The sequence below is a fragment of the Sphaerochaeta sp. genome (assembly GCF_050256055.1).
Taxonomy (GTDB): Bacteria; Spirochaetota; Spirochaetia; order Sphaerochaetales; family Sphaerochaetaceae; genus Sphaerochaeta.
In genome coordinates this window covers 43157-58236 of the sequence record NZ_JBFWIJ010000013.1, presented here as the reverse complement: position 1 = coordinate 58236, position 15080 = coordinate 43157, and the positions used below count along the sequence as shown (strand labels likewise).

The following is a 15080-nucleotide window of genomic DNA, read 5'->3' as shown; positions in this document are numbered from 1 at the left end:
TGTGGCCGATATTTATTATACCAGTGATACCCACAGTTATCTGTATGACACGGATTACATCCATCAAGGTTCCTCCCATGCGGGGTATTTTGAACTTGCCCGACATTTCGAACCTGGTTCATTGGTCATTGACGGAGGGGATGTGTTGCAGGGTTCTCCGCTAGCGCGTGAGCTCTCCAAGCAGGGTTTTCCCTTCTTCATCCAAGCCGAAGCCATGAATGCTGCCGGGGTGAAAGTCTTCGTTCCGGGCAATCATGACTTCAATTTCTCCGACGTTGTATTCAAACGATTCGTTTCTGCATTGGATGCAACCTTGGTCTGTGCAAATCTTGTTGATACCAGCGGTGAAATCCAGATTGCACCGCACTACCTGTATGTCGGCAGCGACGGGATAAGAATCGGAGTAGTCGGGGTGGTCACGGATTTTGTCAACGTCTGGGAAGAGAAGCGGAATCTGGGAAGCCTTCGCGTACTTGACAGTGTGGAGTCTGCCGCCAAGGCTTTCGCCCAGCTGGTTGCTTTGCATTGTGATTACACGATTTGTGTCTACCATGGCGGATACGACGATATTTCCGCTTCTTATGCCTATCAGGAGAATCGTTCTGATGCTTTGGCGCAGATAGGATTTGATGTGTTATTGACCGCCCATCAGCACGCCATCGTACAGCCGTTTTCCCTAGGCCGGACCCTTTCGCTGCAATGTGGCAGCAATGCCTACCACTATGCCCGATTGGCTTGCTCCAAGGAAGGTGTTGATGCACGAATCCTCAAGGCAGGGGAAGGGAAGGTGTATGACCATCCGAGTCTTGAGGTGGTCAAAACCATGCATCTGGATCTGCAGGAAAGGGTGTTCGCCTATCTGGCTACGAAGATCGGGGAAACCGAAGAGGTATTTGAGGATATCGGCAAACTGGAAAGTGCCATACACGGCTCCCGGCTTGCAGACTTTTTCAATCAGGTCCAGTTGGAGTATACCAAGGCTGATATTTCCTGTGTCTCGTTGTTCAACGCCCCTCGGAGCCTTGGGCCTGTGGTGAAAGCAGGTGATGTGGTAGCCGCCTATCCTTTTCCCAATACCTTGGTGGTCATCGAGGTCCGTGCAACGGTTCTGAAATCGGCCTTGGAACGATGTGCTTCGTATTTTTCCCTGAAGGAAGGGTCGATCGTCATCAGCGATCGATTCCTGCATCCCAAGGTTGAGCATTACAACTATGACTATTACCAAAACCTGGAGTACTGGTTTGATGTGGGCAAAAAAGTGGGTGAGCGGGTGGTGAGGTTGCGTTACAAGCAGTTTGACTTGCTTTCCGAGGCCGACCGTACCTTGGCCTTGGTGATGAACAATTACCGAGCTACCGGTACCGGCGGCTACCCTTGGTTTGCAAATTGTCCAGTTGTCAGACAGTACAAGGTTGAGGTGCAGTCATTGATATTCCAGACTTTTGAAGAGACTCAGCGCGTCGCCATTCCCCCTGCTTCCAACTTTCGGGTCTTCGCTGAAAAACTGACAAATTCCAGCAAGGGTTGTTGACAAAACTAATTGGATAGTGTAGCTTCCTACTTGCTACGAGGGTGTAGCGAAGCTGGTTATCGCGACGGCCTGTCACGCCGTAGATCGCGGGTTCGAGTCCCGTCACTCTCGCTTGTTGAAACCGTCTTGGATTCCAAGACGGTTTCATTGTTATTGCACGTAAATTGCACGTATTCGGGAGGGGTGATGAAGGTATTGGTTGGAATGAGTGGAGGCATCGATTCCTCCGTGGCGGCATATCTGCTCAAACAAATGGGACATGATGTGATGGGTGTCACCATGACCATCTGGAGCAAACGTGCCCATCTGGTACGCCCTGAGCATTCCACCAGTTGCTTTGCACCCGATAAGCGTGAGGATATCCTTGCCATCCAAAAGATTTGTGAGAAAATCGGGATTCCGCATCAAGTGCTGGAACTCAGTGATGTGTTCGAGGATGTGGTATTGGCAAATTTCAAATCCGAGTATATGGATGGCAGGACGCCCAACCCCTGTGTATGGTGCAATGCAAAGATCAAATTCGGGGCGATGGTCGAGTATGCACGGCAGAGCGGGCTGGAGTTCGACAAATTTGCTACCGGCCATTATGCACGGATTGTGGAACAGCAGGGACGCTATTCGATCGCGAGGGCGGTTGACCGGAAAAAAGACCAGTCGTATTTCCTCTATCGCCTGAATCAGGAGCAGCTTGCCGGTACGCTTTTCCCGCTGGGAGAAATGACCAAGCAGCAGGTTCGTGCCATTGATGTCGAACAAGGTTTCCATGCTGTGTATCAGGAAGAGAGCCAGGATTTCTATGATGGTTCCTATACCGACTTATTGGAGATAGAGGATCGGAAAGGCAAGATCGTCAACCAAGCAGGGGAAGTGCTCGGCGAGCATGCAGGTATCTGGCACTACACCATCGGACAACGCAAAGGATTGGGAATCGCAGCTGAACGTCCGCTGTATGTGCTGGAACTCAGAGCAGACACCAATGAGGTTGTCGTGGGGTTTGTTGAGGATACCCTGCAGACCACGGTGACTGCCTCGGATGTGGTGTGGTCGGCTGTCGATCATCTTGAGGGAGAACGTTCCGTACAAGCAAAGATTCGCTCGACCGGTCTTCCCAGTGAAGCCACTGCATTCCAGAACGAGGATGGATCCATCACCGCCGTGTTTCCCGCCGGGGTGAAAGCCGCCACCTCGGGACAATCTTTGGTTCTCTATGAAAACGAGAGGATTCTTTGCGGGGGGATCATCGAGCAGGTTCGTTAGCTGTTGTAGACTTGCGTCTTTCCGTTTATGATGGAACGACAAGGAGAGAGCAATGCGAGTCATCATTCAAAACGATTACGAGAACCTGTCCCTTTGGGCGGCACGATATATTGCCAACCGCATCAAAGCCTTCAATCCGAGCAAGGATCGCCCGTTTGTCCTAGGGCTTCCCACCGGTTCTTCCCCATTGGGGACCTATGCCGAGTTGATCAGACTCAACAAGGAGGGCTACGTATCCTTCGCAGATGTCGTCACCTTCAACATGGATGAGTATGTGGGCCTTCAGCGTGATCACGAGCAGAGCTATTACACGTTCATGTGGAAGAATTTCTTCGACCACATCGACATCAAGGCGGAAAACGTGCACATCCTCAACGGTATGGCCGATGATCTGCAGGGCGAATGCGCAGCGTATGAACAGGCGATTGCATCCTACGGCGGGATCGAGCTCTTCTTGGGTGGTATCGGATCGGATGGACACATTGCCTTCAATGAACCCTTTTCCAGTTTGAACAGCAGAACCCGCGTGAAAAGCCTGACCTATGATACCAAGGTCATGAACAGTCGGTTCTTCGATTACGACCTGAACAAGGTTCCTTCCCAGGCATTGACTGTCGGGGTAAAGACGGTGACGGACAGCCGCGAGGTGATGGTGCTGGTGAACGGGCATGCAAAAGCCAGGGCCTTGCAGGCGACCATCGAGGGTGGCGTGAGCCAGAGTTGGACCTGCAGTGCACTGCAGTTGCATCCGAAGGCCATCATCGTATGTGACGAGGCAGCCTGTGGCGAACTGAAGGTCGATACCTACAAATACTTCAAGGATATTGAAGGCAGCAACCTTGGGGTGGCTGCCATGTTGCAGTAATCAAGCTTCCAATTGAAACCGGCTCGGATTTCCGAGCCGGTCTTTTCTGCTCTTTCGTCTACTGTACTTCGATCAACTTGTAGTTGGTCGTACCCAACCCCAGTTTCTCTGCATGCTGCAATCCCACCCGCCAGTCAGTGGTCGGATGACTGTCCATCAGATGGTCATGATGGGTGCAAGCTGCATCGCCGAGTTTAGCCGAAGGAATGATGGGCATCTTGTTCACAGCATCGACACAGGCTTGGTCCAAGGCTACGGGATCGAACGAGGCGAAGAAACCAACATCCGGTACGATGGCTGCATCATTCTCACTATGGCAGTCGCAGTTCGGAGAGACTTCGATGACAATGCTGATGTGAAATGTGGGCCGTCCTTGGCAGATTGCTTGGGTGTACTCGGCTACCTTGCAATTCAGTTTGTCATTGGAACTGCTGTCATTGTTGGAAATAGCATCCGTGGGGCATACCCCGATGCATCGTCCGCACCCCACACAGGCATCCTGGTTGATCCACGACAGCCCGTCGGTGATATGCGGGGCGTCATGCGCGCAGATATCGACACAGTTGGAGCAGCCGATGCACAGCTCCTGATCGACCTGGGGCTTGCCGTCGCAATGCATCTCCATCTTGCCTGCACGCGAACCGCCTCCCATACCTATGTTCTTCAAAGCTCCCCCGAAACCCGTGGCTTCATGGCCTTTGAAATGGGTCAGGCTGATGAGGATGTCGGCATCCATGAGGGCACGTCCCACCTTGGCTTCCTTGACATATTCCCCGTTGTGAACGGGGACCAGCACCTCATCGGTACCCTTCAGACCATCGGCGATGATCACATGGCAACCGGTGGCATAGGGCATGAACCCATTGCGGTATGCACTGTCCAGATGATCCAAAGCGTGTTTTCGTCCGCCTACGTACAACGTATTGCAATCGGTCAGGAAGGGACGTCCTCCCAGCTCCTTGACGATATCCACCACCGTGGCCGCATAGTTCGGTCTGAGGAATGCAAGATTCCCCGGTTCCCCGAAATGCATCTTGATGGCGGTGAACTTGTTTTTGAAATCGATGGATTCAATGCCAGCCCGCTTGATGAGTCGCTCGAGTTTATCCAGACGGGAATCCCCGTTGAAACAGCGTAGATTCGTGTAATACACGTTGGATGCTTCCAAAATTATCTCTTCTCCTTCTTCTCGTTGTCTATTGGATTATGACTTTGTTCGTAGTCCGAGTTCTTCGGCAACCTTGATGGCCAAGGCGGGCTTGTCGGTCATCACCGAGTCGACCCCCATGGTAAACAACCGACGCATCTCCTGCTCATCGTTGATCGTCCACACCTGGATGATGGCTTTTCGTGCATGCATGAGACGCACGAATGCAGGGCTTACCACTTCGATTCCCCATTGACGGACCGGAATCTGGAAAATGACACTGCTTCGTTTGGTTTGCCGTGCCGGAAGCACGTGCAGTTTCTGCAGGGCAAGGAGGGCAAGCACTTCCAGCGTGGTGATGCTGGTCTGAATCTGCGGTTCCTTCTTTCTCAAAAGTTTCAGATTGGAGAGATGGAACGAGGCTGCCACTACTCGGCGGGTGGCATGTTCGGCTTTGATCACCTGGATGAATGCATCGACGATGGCAGGGTTTTTGCTTTTCAGGTCCACATTGAAGCATTGGGCAGGGCATCGTTGCAGCGCTTCCTCCAACGTGCACAGCTGTACTCCCTTGCCGCGGAAAGGAAAGGTCTTTCCCCCGTCGGTAGTGAATGTATAGCCGGCATCGAGTGTCTTCAACTCGGAAAGGGTATGCTCCTCGATGCTTCCCTTGCCGTTGGTGTTTCGCTCGAGCGTCGGGTCATGCCAGATGACCAGCACCCCATCCTTGCTGAGGTGTACATCGGTTTCGATGACATCCACCCCCATGGTGCAGGCGCTTTCGAACGCAGGGAGAGTGTTTTCCGGAAAGTGGGCGCTGTCGCCGCGGTGTGCAACCACCCGGGGCATGGGATCGAAGAAGGACTTAAACATCGCTTTCCAACTCCTTATGGGCCTTGATCCTGGCCATTTTTACAAACACTTTTTCCATTTTTTGCAGTTCGCTTTCCGTCAGGGCTGAACGGACGAATACATCCCTGAGAAAGCGGAAGGTCCAGAGTTTCTCCTGATCGAGTTTGAAATACCCGATGCCATCCAAGGCGTCGCTCGCTTTCAAGGCAGCTGTCTCACATCGTTGTTGCGTCACCGGATTCGCTTGTACGGGATACGGCTTGAGTGTATCGAACAAGGTGTAGGTGATGATCTGGACGGCTTGGGAGAGATTGAGGGAAGGGAATTTGTCGCTGGTAGGAATGGTAACCACCTGTGCACAGGTGGCGACTTCATCATCGGTAAGTCCATCCGATTCCCGACCGAATACAATGCTCACCAATCCATCTCCAGTTGTCTGGATGGTTTGTGCCAGTTGACTGGGATGCAGCGAACTCTGTTTTCGGAATTTCCCCCGTCTTCTGGTTGCTGCAACCGACAGCACGCTGTCAGCCAAGGCCTCCTTGAGCGTCAGATATCGTTTGGCGTTTTCCCAGACATCGCGGGCATGTAAAGCAAGTGTTCGCACCCGGTTTTCATCATACGTCCGGTCCCCCACCAAGACCAGACGGGTTATCCCCATGGTTTTCATCGCCCTGCATGTAGAGCCTATGTTGGCCCCGTCCTGCGTATCCACCAGTACTATTTGAATCCGTTCTAGATTGGCTTGTTGATCCATGGTTCCAGTAGTATCAGATATTGAAGCTTTTTCCAAGCTGGTCTATAGTTGTCCCATGGCAGAAACTCAGTCCAGCAGTACCAGATATTCACAGATTTTCCTTGGTGTTTTGGTTTCCTTGGCAGTATTGGGAGCATTGAAGCTCTCCAAGGATGTGATGATTCCCTTGGTGCTCTCCTTTTTCTGCTTTCTGTTGTTCAATCCTCTGTTGCGTCGTCTGGATAAATTCCATATTCCCAAGCTCATCTCAGTGACGTTCGTCATGGCGCTTTTGCTTTTCATCTTCGTGGCTGCCGGGTGGTTTGTGATCATGACCGCCGATACTTTGGTGCGCCTGATCCCTTTCTATGCCGAGAAGGTGGCCTCCTTGGACCGGTTGCTTTCCTCGCGTATCTCAACCTTTGTTGAGATTCCTGCTGGGACATCCTTCCTCTCGGTTCTTCCCGTGAATTGGTCCAGTCTGGCGATCAGCAGCCTGACTTCCGTTTCCAATAAATTCCTTTCCATCACCAAGGTGGCCATGCTGGTCTACATTTTCTTCCTCTTCCTCCTGTTGGAACGCCAGAGTGTCATACCAAAATTGCTTGCAGCGGTTCCCAAGAGCAAAGGAATGAAGATTGCCGTGATGTTTGAACGCATTACCCGGCAGATTTCCAAATATCTGCTGCTCAAGGCAGTGATCAGTGCGTTGACCGGTGTGTTCTTCTTCCTGACTGCAGTGGTCACCGGGTTGGATCTTCCCGCCCTCTGGGGAGTGCTGGCCTTCATTTTCAATTTCATCCCAAGCATCGGATCAGTCATCATTACGACGCTGACCATTCTCATGGCCTTGATTCAATTCGCCCCCGATTGGACGAATGTCATGTATGTGGCGATTCTTACGATCAGCACCCAGATGATTCTGGGGAACATCATTGATCCACGCCTGCAAGGTGGTCAGCTCAATCTTTCGCCGTTCGTCATCCTGGTTTCCCTATCGCTCTGGGGATACATCTGGGGCCTCCCGGGCATGTTCATCTCTGTTCCCTTGACCAGTGTGTTGCAGATTCTGTGTGCGAATATCAAAAGTCTCAGGCCCATTGCCATTCTCATCAGCAGCGGGAAGAGTTATCAACGGGAAACAACCAAGCAACGCGCCTTGGAGCGGTATCTGCGTAAGCAGGAAAAGCTCAAACGTGGGGAACACCCTTCCGCCCAGCATATGGCTGAAGCAGAGGATGCCGAGGCGACGCAGGATTATCATAAGGGCGATTTCATCCTCCCTGAGAACTTCGGCGACAAGAAATGACATCGTTTCCCCAGCTGTCCGCAGAAGAAGCTTCCTCGTATCTTTGGCCTCCTTTCACAGTCGATCCTGCTTCCCTGCAAGACTTTAGGACAAGGATCCTGAATTTCTATGCACGGTACGGACGTAAATTTGCCTGGCGGGAAACGAACGACCCCTATCACATCCTCCTCTCGGAGGTCATGCTCCAGCAGACCCAGACCAATCGGGTTGCTCCAAAGTATGCATTGTTCCTTTCCCTATGGCCGACTTTCAGGGATCTGGCAGGTGCCCCGTTGGATGAACTGTTGTTTCATTGGAAGGGACTTGGCTACAACCGGAGGGCATTGAACCTGAGAAAGAGTGCCAAGATGACCGAAGCTTGGGGATGGACCATCCCGTCTGATCCCGAGCTTATTGCTTCGCTTCCCGGGGTGGGGAAGTCGACCAGTGCGGCCATTCTGGCCTTCTCCTACCAGAAACAAGCCATCTATCTGGAAACCAATATCAGGCGTGTCCTGTTGACGTGTTTTTTCAGTGACCGAGAACAGGTGAAGGACAAGGAATTGGAATCGTTGCTTGCCCTCCTGCTCGAGGGGGTGGATGACTACCGGCAGTGGTACTATGCCTTGATGGACTACGGGGTGTTACTGAAGCAGTTGCTGCCCAATGCAAATGTACGAAGCGCCCATTACGCCAAGCAAGGTCGTTTCGAGCAGTCGAACCGACAGTTGAGGGGACAGATCATTCATCTGCTCTCCGACACCGGTGCGAAGTCGAGCGACGAGCTGATGCGCATCCTTGCCCATTTTACGGGAGAACGCATCGAATATTGCCTTTCCCAGCTTTGCACCGAAGGTTTTGTGCAGGAAACGGATGGAGTCTACCGTATCCCTAGGGAGTAGCCTTTTTATCGGCTGCAAGATTTCCCGCCATACCGAGGAGCATCAGGATTGCTCCGATGAGCAATGCAACCGAGAATGAATCGAAGAACAACACATCCAGTACCAGACTCATCAGGATTTGTGCAGAACTGAGCAGCAGAGCAGAGTAGATGGCCGGGATCTTGATGATTACATAGCTGGTGCTGACCACCACGAAAACCGCCAGCATACCTCCGCTGAGAATCAAAAGGGGGGAAATGGAGGGAAGCTGGGAGAAGCCAGCCAAGGTTTCCTGCCGTTGGAAAAGGAAATAGAACAAGAGTCCTCCGCAGAATCCTGAGATGAAGTTCTGTTGTGATGCTCTGATCGGTCCTTTGTAGGAGGCGAACGTACTGTTCAGCACCATCTGGGTCATGGTCAGTGCACCGGCCAATACCCCAAGCAACACGAAGAATACTGCAAAATGGTTGTTTCCGCTGGTTGCCATGATGATGATACCGATTCCGCTGACGATGAGGCTGAGCACTTTTTTCTTGTTCAGCGTCCGCTTCTGCATGCCCATCCACCCGGTCAGGTCGAACAGCAGCGAACTGAAGCTCTGGCCGAACACCGTTGAAGCCATGGCAAGCGATGCTCCGGTATTGATGACGGTGTAGTAATTCAAATTGAGGATGGCCAGACCGAACAACCCATTGAAATACAAATACCAGGGGGCTTGTTTTCCCGGTCCCCTGATCGCCTCGGATTTTCTGCCTCCCAACAGGACAAGGGTGAGGATGCTCAATCCAATGACGTGGTTGACCAACAAGGAGACTCCCATGGTGGTAGCCTGCCCCAACAGGGTGTTCGCCACCACCATGATCGAGATGATCATACCGGTAAGCGCATCCAAAAAAAGATAGAATGCAAGGTTCATGAAGTCATTGTATCCGTTTGTGCCTTGTCATGCCAGTACAACCTTCCTACAATGGGTGCATGTCGATACACCCGCTGGACCGTAGTCGTTTGCCTGCATTACGACGCTTGCTGTTGGATAAAGCCATGCCCCCGAATAGTCTGGGCAGGCTTTCCGAACTTGCCTTGCACCTCGCCATGATCAAGGAGGTTCCATTTTCCTCCTTGTCTCTCTTGCTCTTTGCCGGTGACCATGGGGTGATCAAGGAAGGGGTGACGCACAGCCCCCAGGAAATAACCTATCAACAATGCCTGAATTTTGCCCGAGGTGGTGGGGCCTGTTCCCTGTTTGCTTCGCTCAACGGTGCAACCCTCTCGGTCATCGATGTAGGGGTGAACCATCAGTTCTCACCCTTCGATGGCGTCCTTGATGAAAAGGTGGGATTCGGGACCCGTAATTTCCTTGAAGGCACGGCAATGGATTTGTCAGCCTGTCGCAAGGCGATGGAAGCCGGTCGACGATCGGTAGGGAAAGCCGTAGAGGACGGCTGTGATGTGGTGGCCTTCGGTGAAATGGGGGTGGGAAATACAACCAGTGCCTCGGCTGTAGCTGCTGCTTTGACCGGCCAACCGGTCCGGTGCCTGACCGGAAAAGGTTCCGGTCTGAGTGATGCAGAGCTCAAGCATAAGGTCGAGGTCATCGAGCGGGGATTGGCCCTCCACCCAAGCCGGGATGCAGTCTCGGTACTGTGCAATCTGGGCGGGTATGAGATTGCTGCGATTGCCGGGGCGATGCTGGAGGCATCAGAACGTTCACTTCCCATTCTTTTGGATGGATTCGTCGTAACCAGTGCTGCCTTGGCAGCCTTTCACCTGGATCATGCAATCACTGATTATTTGATCCCCTGCCACCGATCAGGAATGCAGGGTCATCAGGCCATACTGGATGCCATCGGGCTTGATGCACCCCTTCTTGATCTGTCGATGCAACTCGGAGAGGGTACCGGTGCTTTGGCCGCATGGCCGTTGGTGCGTCTTGCAAGCCGCCTGCTTTTTCAGATGACCAGTTTCTGTGATGCAAACGTCACAGACAGTACGCACTTGTTATCCGAATTGGGGCTGGTATGAAGAACAAACTCATCCGCATCGGTACAACCAGTTACATCCTTCCTGATGACATCCTTCCGAACATCCGCTATCTGGCTCCCTTGGTCGATGACGTGGAATTGGTGTTGTTCGAAAGTGAGGGGATGAGCAACCTTCCTTCCAAGCAGACGGTCCAGGCTTTGCAGGATATCGGACGCGAACATGCGCTGACCTATACCATTCATTTTCCCCTGGACATCCATCCTGGTGTTGCAAACACGCAGGCACGTCGTCATTTTGTTGATGTCATCGACCGTATCATTGACTTGAGCGAGCCGCTCTCTCCTTTTGGGTATGTCCTCCATCTTACGCCGGAACAATACGGAGGGCAGCCTGCTGAAAATGTCCCTCGTTGGCTTGATTCCTTGGACCGGAGTCTTGATGCCTTGTTCAATAGGATTTCCGTTCCCTCCTCCTTGGTGTGTGTGGAGTCGCTCAGTTATCCCTTCGCGTTGGTCCAACCGCTGGTTGCACGCTACAACCTCTCGGTCACCCTTGATATCGGGCACATCTGGCTGATGGGCTATGATGCTGATGCAGAGGCTTGCGCCTTGCTTCCCCAGGCGCGTATCTGCCACCTGCATGGGGTTGCCGAAGGTCATGACCATCTCGGGCTCTCAGAAGGGAACGCAGAACACATCGAACGTTTTCTTGCAGCGTTGGAACATCAAACTGCATGTGACCGAAAGCAGCGCGTACTTACCTTGGAGGTGTTTTCCCCACAAGCATTCGAATCCTCAACCTCCTTTCTGGGGAACAGATATGGTAAGATGAACAAAGCTCAGGGAGGATTTGATGGAAAGCGTTGAACAGGCAAGCCGATCGGCTCGTACCGGGATCAAACCAAGGGTGAGTCTGATCATCGGAGGGGGACGCAGCGGGAAAAGCTCCTATGCGCAGCAATATGCCCTTGGTATCGTCGATGCACAACAGAAACGGGCGTATATCGCTACTGCCGAGCCCATGGACGAAGAGATGAAAGCACGGATCAAGGCCCATCAGGATGATCGTGCCGGTCGGTTCCTGACCAGAGAGGAGCCGTTGCAACTGGCTCAAGCGATCGAAGCTCTTCCGGCTTCGGTGGAGGTCTGCGTCATCGACTGTCTTACCGTTTGGTTGGGGAATTTGTTCTATCATGCAGGTATTCCCAATGGTCGGTTTGCAGAGCAGTCGGCATTGTATGCGGTGTTGGAGCATCCCCCTTGCGAGCTCCTCTTGGTGACCAACGAAACCGGACTCGGCCTTATTCCTGCCGATGCGCAAAGCCGGGCGTTCAGGGATGTGGCGGGGTGGATGAACCAGGATATTGCACGCATAGCCGATACGGTCATCCTGCTGGTGGCGGGCCTGCCTCTTGCCTTGAAGGGGTCCCTGTTATGAGCCTTGGTGATGCATTGAGGACCTTGACCCGGTTCCCCCTTCCTGCAAAAAAACTGCTCAATGAGGAGCGCCTGTTGTTCTGGTTCCCCTTGGTCGGAGCGCTGTTGGGTTTTTTTTCATGGTTGGTCTGTCTCCTTCCTCTTCCCACCCCAGTTCGTTCGGTACTGGTAATTGCCCTCGGTGCCTATCTTACCCGTGGCTTTCACTGGGATGGGCTTGCGGATTTCGCCGATGGCTTGGGAGGTGGGTGGACGAAGGAACGTGCATTGGCCATCATGAAGGACAGCCATAGCGGAGCATTTGCCGTCATTACCGTGACCATTACCTTGTTGATGCAGTATTCCTGCTTGTTGATGTTGGTACGCTTTCCCCTCGTCGTGGTACTGGCCCCGGTGTTCGGGCGGTATATGCAGGTGCTTGCCGCTTCGTTTCTTCCCTATGCCAGAGAAGGGGAGGGAACGGCTTCCGCATTGGTGAGAGGTGCAAAAAAACGTCATATCCTGTTTCCCTCTCTGCAGATGCTCCTCTTACTGGCTTTGCTTGCATTGGCAATCGACCATCGGCTCTGGTTGGCTTCGCTGAGCTCGTTTGCGATTTCGTTCATCACGACCTTGATGGTTTTGCATATCGCCCGAAAGCGTTTGGGCGGAGTGACCGGCGATGTGTTGGGCGCAGTGGAGGTCCTATCCGAAACTGCCGCTTTGCTTGGTTTCCTGCTCCCTCTTGCATGACAGGCCTTCAGTTGTCATACTACGCTTCATAGGAAGCGGAGGTAGGGTGATGGATATTGTGTGTCTTGATATGGAAGGGGTGCTTGTTCCTGAAATCTGGATCAATGTGGCGGAGCGTACCGGTATCGAGGAGCTGCGGATCACCACCCGGGAAGAACCCGATTACGACAAGCTGATGGCAAACCGGATCAAGATCCTGAAGGAGCATGAGCTCTCCCTTCGCGACATCCAGTCGGTCATCGCCAGCATGGGGCCGATGGAAGGTGCACTCCAATTCCTGGACCGGTTGCGCTCCAAGACCCAGGTGGTCATTCTTAGTGACACCTTCACCGAATTCGCCCAGCCGTTGATGCGCCAACTTGGTTGGCCGATGATCTGGTGCAATGACCTTGTGGTCGATGAGAAGCAGATGATCATCAGCCATCGGATGCGCCTGCACGACGGCAAACGCAAGGCGATCCAGGCCCTAAGGAATCTCAACTACCGAACCTTTGCGGCAGGCGATTCCTACAATGACTTGACGATGATCAAGGAGGCTGACGGGGGGTGCCTGTTCCGAGCTCCGAGAAACATCCTCTCAGAGTACCCTGATCTCCCTCTTGTTGAAACCTACGATGCATTCCTTGCTGTCATAGAGAGGTTCCTCGGACAATGAAAAAATCTCCGTCCTTGACATTTTTAGCCTCCCTCATCGTTCTGTCCCTGCTGGTCGGCTTCACCCTGCTTGCAACCATATACCAGGGTTCTTTTCTTCTCCCGCTCATGGTAGGATTGGCCACAGTGGTACTGTCCGTGTTGCTGATTCGAACTGCCGTCGTATTTGACCGGCAGGTGAAAAAGCGGGAGAACGAACATGAAAAGCCGGAAGATCAATGAGCTGTTGGGCGAAAAGGCTTGGAAGGATCGGAAAACAGTAGTATTTCTCAGTGACTTTGGAACCGCCGATGGAGCAGTGAGCGCAATGCATGGCGTAGCCAACGGCGTATCAAACATGCTTCGTCTGGAAGATTTGACCCATGATGTGCCGCAATTCAATATCTGGGAAGCTTCCTATCGTCTGGTGCAGGCATTGCCGTACTGGGCCGGTGGAACGGTGTTTGTCTGTGTGGTCGACCCCGGGGTCGGCTCGGACCGCAAGAGCATCGTCGCGCTCACCGAAAGCGCCCATCTCATCGTTACCCCGGACAACGGGACCTTGACGCATGTCGCCGACCGGATCGGGCTTCTGGAGGTGAGAACCATCGATGTGGCGGTGCATCGATTGGAAGGAAGTCAGAACAGTCACACCTTCTTCGGACGTGATGTCTATGCATATACAGGAGCCCGGCTTGCCGCCGGTACCTTGGAATTCGAAGAAGTCGGTTCCCCACTTGCCAAGCTGGTGAAACTCAGGATTGAAAGAGCCCGCATGGAGGGCGCTTCGCTTGTCGGCTCCATTGACATCCTCGATAGCAGGTATGGTTCGTTGTGGACCAACATCCATTCGGATTTCCTGGGGAAGTTGGGTGTCGGCTATGGTGCAGAACTTGAGGTCATCATTTCCAAGGATGGAAGAATCGTCTACGGGTATCACCTTCCGCTGTGCAAGGCTTTCACGGAGGTTGAGAAGGGTAGGCCCTTGATTTATGTGAATAGTCTTTTCAATCTGGCACTTGCCCTGAATCAAGGCAGTTTCGCAGCAACCTATGGGATCGGAACCGGTGAAGGCTGGAAAATCAGTTTTTCCGTGCTATGATGGACGGTACATCCGCTTCGGTTTTCTTCCCTGACCGACGGAAAGTTCCGGGTTCGGAGGATGTCGGATTGTTGCTCTGAACGCATTGGTATTTGTACTTCGCCAGGAAAGTAATGTTTTGCCATTCATTCTAGGACAAAGCATCAAGGAGAAATGAAAAAGTGAGGTTGACAGCTTGACAGATGGTCTGGTTATCCTCATCTTATATTGATAAAAATCCAAGGGCCGACCAAACGGTCTTTGTAGGAGGCATAGAGTGTCCGACACGTTTGTACTGGAAATGGAAGAGCAACTTATTGCCATGCGAAAGGAATTGCTTGACAAGTTGAGCGAGGATAACAGCGACTTTCGTGAGATGGTGAACGCCATGGGGATCAAGGACAGCATCGATGTAGCGGCGGATGACATAGCCTTCAAGAAGATGGAAGCGATCAACAAGCATGAGGCGAATCGTCTCAGGTCCATCGAGAATGCTCTTGCGCGTATTCACAACGGCAAGTACGGTCATTGTCTGAAATGTCAGAAAAAGATTCCCGAGGAACGACTCCGGGCAATCCCCTATGCAGTGTTGTGTGTCGATTGCAAGAACGCTGAAGAGGCACCGGGCAGCAGACACTGACAGTAATACCCACGAAAC

17 protein-coding genes and 1 tRNA gene are annotated in these 15080 nt (G+C 52.6%); 14 read left to right on the top strand and 4 right to left on the bottom strand.

The features are described from left to right. The first annotated feature begins 1 nt into the window (after position 1). The 4 genes from AB7C91_RS07040 (at position 2) to nagB (ending at position 3653) form a co-directional block, all read left to right on the top strand. Positions 2 to 1531 (top strand): bifunctional metallophosphatase/5'-nucleotidase, encoded by a 1530-nt coding sequence (locus tag AB7C91_RS07040; protein ID WP_428590148.1) that lies wholly within the window; start codon positions 2 to 4, stop codon positions 1529 to 1531. A gap of 37 nt (positions 1532 to 1568) precedes the next feature. Beyond that, positions 1569 to 1642, top strand: a tRNA-Asp gene (locus AB7C91_RS07035). A 75-nt stretch (positions 1643 to 1717) separates the two neighbouring features. Further along, on the top strand, positions 1718 to 2788 hold the full coding sequence (gene mnmA, locus AB7C91_RS07030) for a tRNA 2-thiouridine(34) synthase MnmA (protein WP_332447174.1): 1071 nt from the start codon (positions 1718 to 1720) through the stop codon (positions 2786 to 2788). Between the two features lie 52 nt (positions 2789 to 2840). After that, entirely contained in the window at positions 2841 to 3653 is an 813-nt protein-coding gene (nagB, locus tag AB7C91_RS07025; RefSeq protein WP_332447175.1) for a glucosamine-6-phosphate deaminase, read from the top strand. A gap of 58 nt (positions 3654 to 3711) precedes the next feature. On the opposite strand, the gene AB7C91_RS07020 is transcribed toward nagB, so the two are convergent. The 3 genes from AB7C91_RS07020 to AB7C91_RS07010 are packed head-to-tail and all read right to left on the bottom strand — an operon-like array spanning position 3712 to position 6409. Then, positions 3712 to 4821: a DUF362 domain-containing protein gene (locus AB7C91_RS07020; protein ID WP_332447176.1), complete on the bottom strand. Its 1110-nt coding sequence runs from the start codon at positions 4819 to 4821 to the stop codon at positions 3712 to 3714. Between the two features lie 36 nt (positions 4822 to 4857). Further along, positions 4858 to 5673 carry a glycerophosphodiester phosphodiesterase gene (locus AB7C91_RS07015; RefSeq protein WP_428590144.1) on the bottom strand — a complete coding sequence of 272 codons (816 nt, stop codon included), beginning with the start codon at positions 5671 to 5673 and terminating at the stop codon, positions 4858 to 4860. After that, positions 5666 to 6409: an RNA methyltransferase gene (locus tag AB7C91_RS07010; protein WP_428590141.1), complete on the bottom strand. Its 744-nt coding sequence runs from the start codon at positions 6407 to 6409 to the stop codon at positions 5666 to 5668. Before AB7C91_RS07010 ends, AB7C91_RS07015 begins: the two co-directional genes overlap by 8 nt. A 55-nt stretch (positions 6410 to 6464) precedes the next feature. Between AB7C91_RS07010 and AB7C91_RS07005 the strand changes: the two genes are divergently transcribed. Beyond that, entirely contained in the window at positions 6465 to 7697 is a 1233-nt protein-coding gene (locus AB7C91_RS07005; protein WP_332447179.1) for an AI-2E family transporter, read from the top strand. After that, on the top strand, positions 7694 to 8578 hold the full coding sequence (locus tag AB7C91_RS07000; RefSeq protein ID WP_332447180.1) for a DNA repair protein: 885 nt from the start codon (positions 7694 to 7696) through the stop codon (positions 8576 to 8578). Before AB7C91_RS07005 ends, AB7C91_RS07000 begins: the two co-directional genes overlap by 4 nt. Here AB7C91_RS07000 and AB7C91_RS06995 read toward each other — a convergent pair. Continuing rightward, the gene (locus tag AB7C91_RS06995; RefSeq protein ID WP_332447181.1) at positions 8568 to 9473 is read right to left on the bottom strand and encodes a DMT family transporter; all 906 of its coding nucleotides are present in this window, start codon (positions 9471 to 9473) and stop codon (positions 8568 to 8570) included. The genes AB7C91_RS07000 and AB7C91_RS06995 overlap by 11 nt on opposite strands. A 59-nt stretch (positions 9474 to 9532) precedes the next feature. On the opposite strand from AB7C91_RS06995, the gene cobT reads away from it, so the two are divergent. The 8 genes from cobT to AB7C91_RS06955 all read left to right on the top strand — a co-directional run bounded on the left by cobT (position 9533) and on the right by AB7C91_RS06955 (position 15062). Continuing rightward, positions 9533 to 10579, top strand: coding sequence for a nicotinate-nucleotide--dimethylbenzimidazole phosphoribosyltransferase (gene cobT, locus AB7C91_RS06990; RefSeq protein ID WP_332447182.1), 1047 nt, complete (start codon positions 9533 to 9535; stop codon positions 10577 to 10579). Then, positions 10576 to 11406: a cobamide remodeling phosphodiesterase CbiR gene (gene cbiR, locus AB7C91_RS06985; RefSeq protein WP_332447183.1), complete on the top strand. Its 831-nt coding sequence runs from the start codon at positions 10576 to 10578 to the stop codon at positions 11404 to 11406. The genes cobT and cbiR overlap by 4 nt, the downstream gene beginning before the upstream one ends. Further along, positions 11393 to 11977, top strand: a complete 585-nt coding sequence (gene cobU, locus AB7C91_RS06980) for a bifunctional adenosylcobinamide kinase/adenosylcobinamide-phosphate guanylyltransferase (protein WP_428590135.1) — start codon at positions 11393 to 11395, stop codon at positions 11975 to 11977. Before cbiR ends, cobU begins: the two co-directional genes overlap by 14 nt. Continuing rightward, positions 11974 to 12708 (top strand): adenosylcobinamide-GDP ribazoletransferase, encoded by a 735-nt coding sequence (gene cobS, locus AB7C91_RS06975; protein ID WP_428590132.1) that lies wholly within the window; start codon positions 11974 to 11976, stop codon positions 12706 to 12708. Before cobU ends, cobS begins: the two co-directional genes overlap by 4 nt. Before the next feature lie 49 nt (positions 12709 to 12757). Then, complete coding sequence (thrH, locus tag AB7C91_RS06970; protein WP_332447186.1) at positions 12758 to 13363, top strand: bifunctional phosphoserine phosphatase/homoserine phosphotransferase ThrH; 606 nt, start codon at positions 12758 to 12760, stop codon at positions 13361 to 13363. Continuing rightward, on the top strand, positions 13360 to 13584 hold the full coding sequence (locus tag AB7C91_RS06965) for a hypothetical protein (RefSeq protein ID WP_428590129.1): 225 nt from the start codon (positions 13360 to 13362) through the stop codon (positions 13582 to 13584). Before thrH ends, AB7C91_RS06965 begins: the two co-directional genes overlap by 4 nt. Continuing rightward, entirely contained in the window at positions 13562 to 14443 is an 882-nt protein-coding gene (locus AB7C91_RS06960; RefSeq protein WP_332447188.1) for an S-adenosyl-l-methionine hydroxide adenosyltransferase family protein, read from the top strand. Before AB7C91_RS06965 ends, AB7C91_RS06960 begins: the two co-directional genes overlap by 23 nt. Before the next feature lie 256 nt (positions 14444 to 14699). Next, positions 14700 to 15062 (top strand): TraR/DksA family transcriptional regulator, encoded by a 363-nt coding sequence (locus AB7C91_RS06955; protein WP_332447189.1) that lies wholly within the window; start codon positions 14700 to 14702, stop codon positions 15060 to 15062. The last annotated feature ends 18 nt before the right edge of the window (positions 15063 to 15080 follow it).

Excerpts from the sequence above, each read along its gene's own strand:
- mnmA (WP_332447174.1), top strand. The coding sequence starts at position 1,718 with ATGAAGGTATTGGTTGGAATGAGTGGAGGCATCGATTCCTCCGTGGCG.
- nagB (WP_332447175.1), top strand. The coding sequence starts at position 2,841 with ATGCGAGTCATCATTCAAAACGATTACGAGAACCTGTCCCTTTGGGCG.
- AB7C91_RS07015 (WP_428590144.1), bottom strand. The coding sequence starts at position 5,673 with ATGTTTAAGTCCTTCTTCGATCCCATGCCCCGGGTGGTTGCACACCGC.
- AB7C91_RS07010 (WP_428590141.1), bottom strand. The coding sequence starts at position 6,409 with ATGGATCAACAAGCCAATCTAGAACGGATTCAAATAGTACTGGTGGAT.
- AB7C91_RS07005 (WP_332447179.1), top strand. The coding sequence starts at position 6,465 with ATGGCAGAAACTCAGTCCAGCAGTACCAGATATTCACAGATTTTCCTT.
- AB7C91_RS07000 (WP_332447180.1), top strand. The coding sequence starts at position 7,694 with ATGACATCGTTTCCCCAGCTGTCCGCAGAAGAAGCTTCCTCGTATCTT.
- AB7C91_RS06995 (WP_332447181.1), bottom strand. The coding sequence starts at position 9,473 with ATGAACCTTGCATTCTATCTTTTTTTGGATGCGCTTACCGGTATGATC.
- cobT (WP_332447182.1), top strand. The coding sequence starts at position 9,533 with ATGTCGATACACCCGCTGGACCGTAGTCGTTTGCCTGCATTACGACGC.
- cbiR (WP_332447183.1), top strand. The coding sequence starts at position 10,576 with ATGAAGAACAAACTCATCCGCATCGGTACAACCAGTTACATCCTTCCT.
- cobU (WP_428590135.1), top strand. The coding sequence starts at position 11,393 with ATGGAAAGCGTTGAACAGGCAAGCCGATCGGCTCGTACCGGGATCAAA.
- cobS (WP_428590132.1), top strand. The coding sequence starts at position 11,974 with ATGAGCCTTGGTGATGCATTGAGGACCTTGACCCGGTTCCCCCTTCCT.
- thrH (WP_332447186.1), top strand. The coding sequence starts at position 12,758 with ATGGATATTGTGTGTCTTGATATGGAAGGGGTGCTTGTTCCTGAAATC.
- AB7C91_RS06965 (WP_428590129.1), top strand. The coding sequence starts at position 13,360 with ATGAAAAAATCTCCGTCCTTGACATTTTTAGCCTCCCTCATCGTTCTG.
- AB7C91_RS06960 (WP_332447188.1), top strand. The coding sequence starts at position 13,562 with ATGAAAAGCCGGAAGATCAATGAGCTGTTGGGCGAAAAGGCTTGGAAG.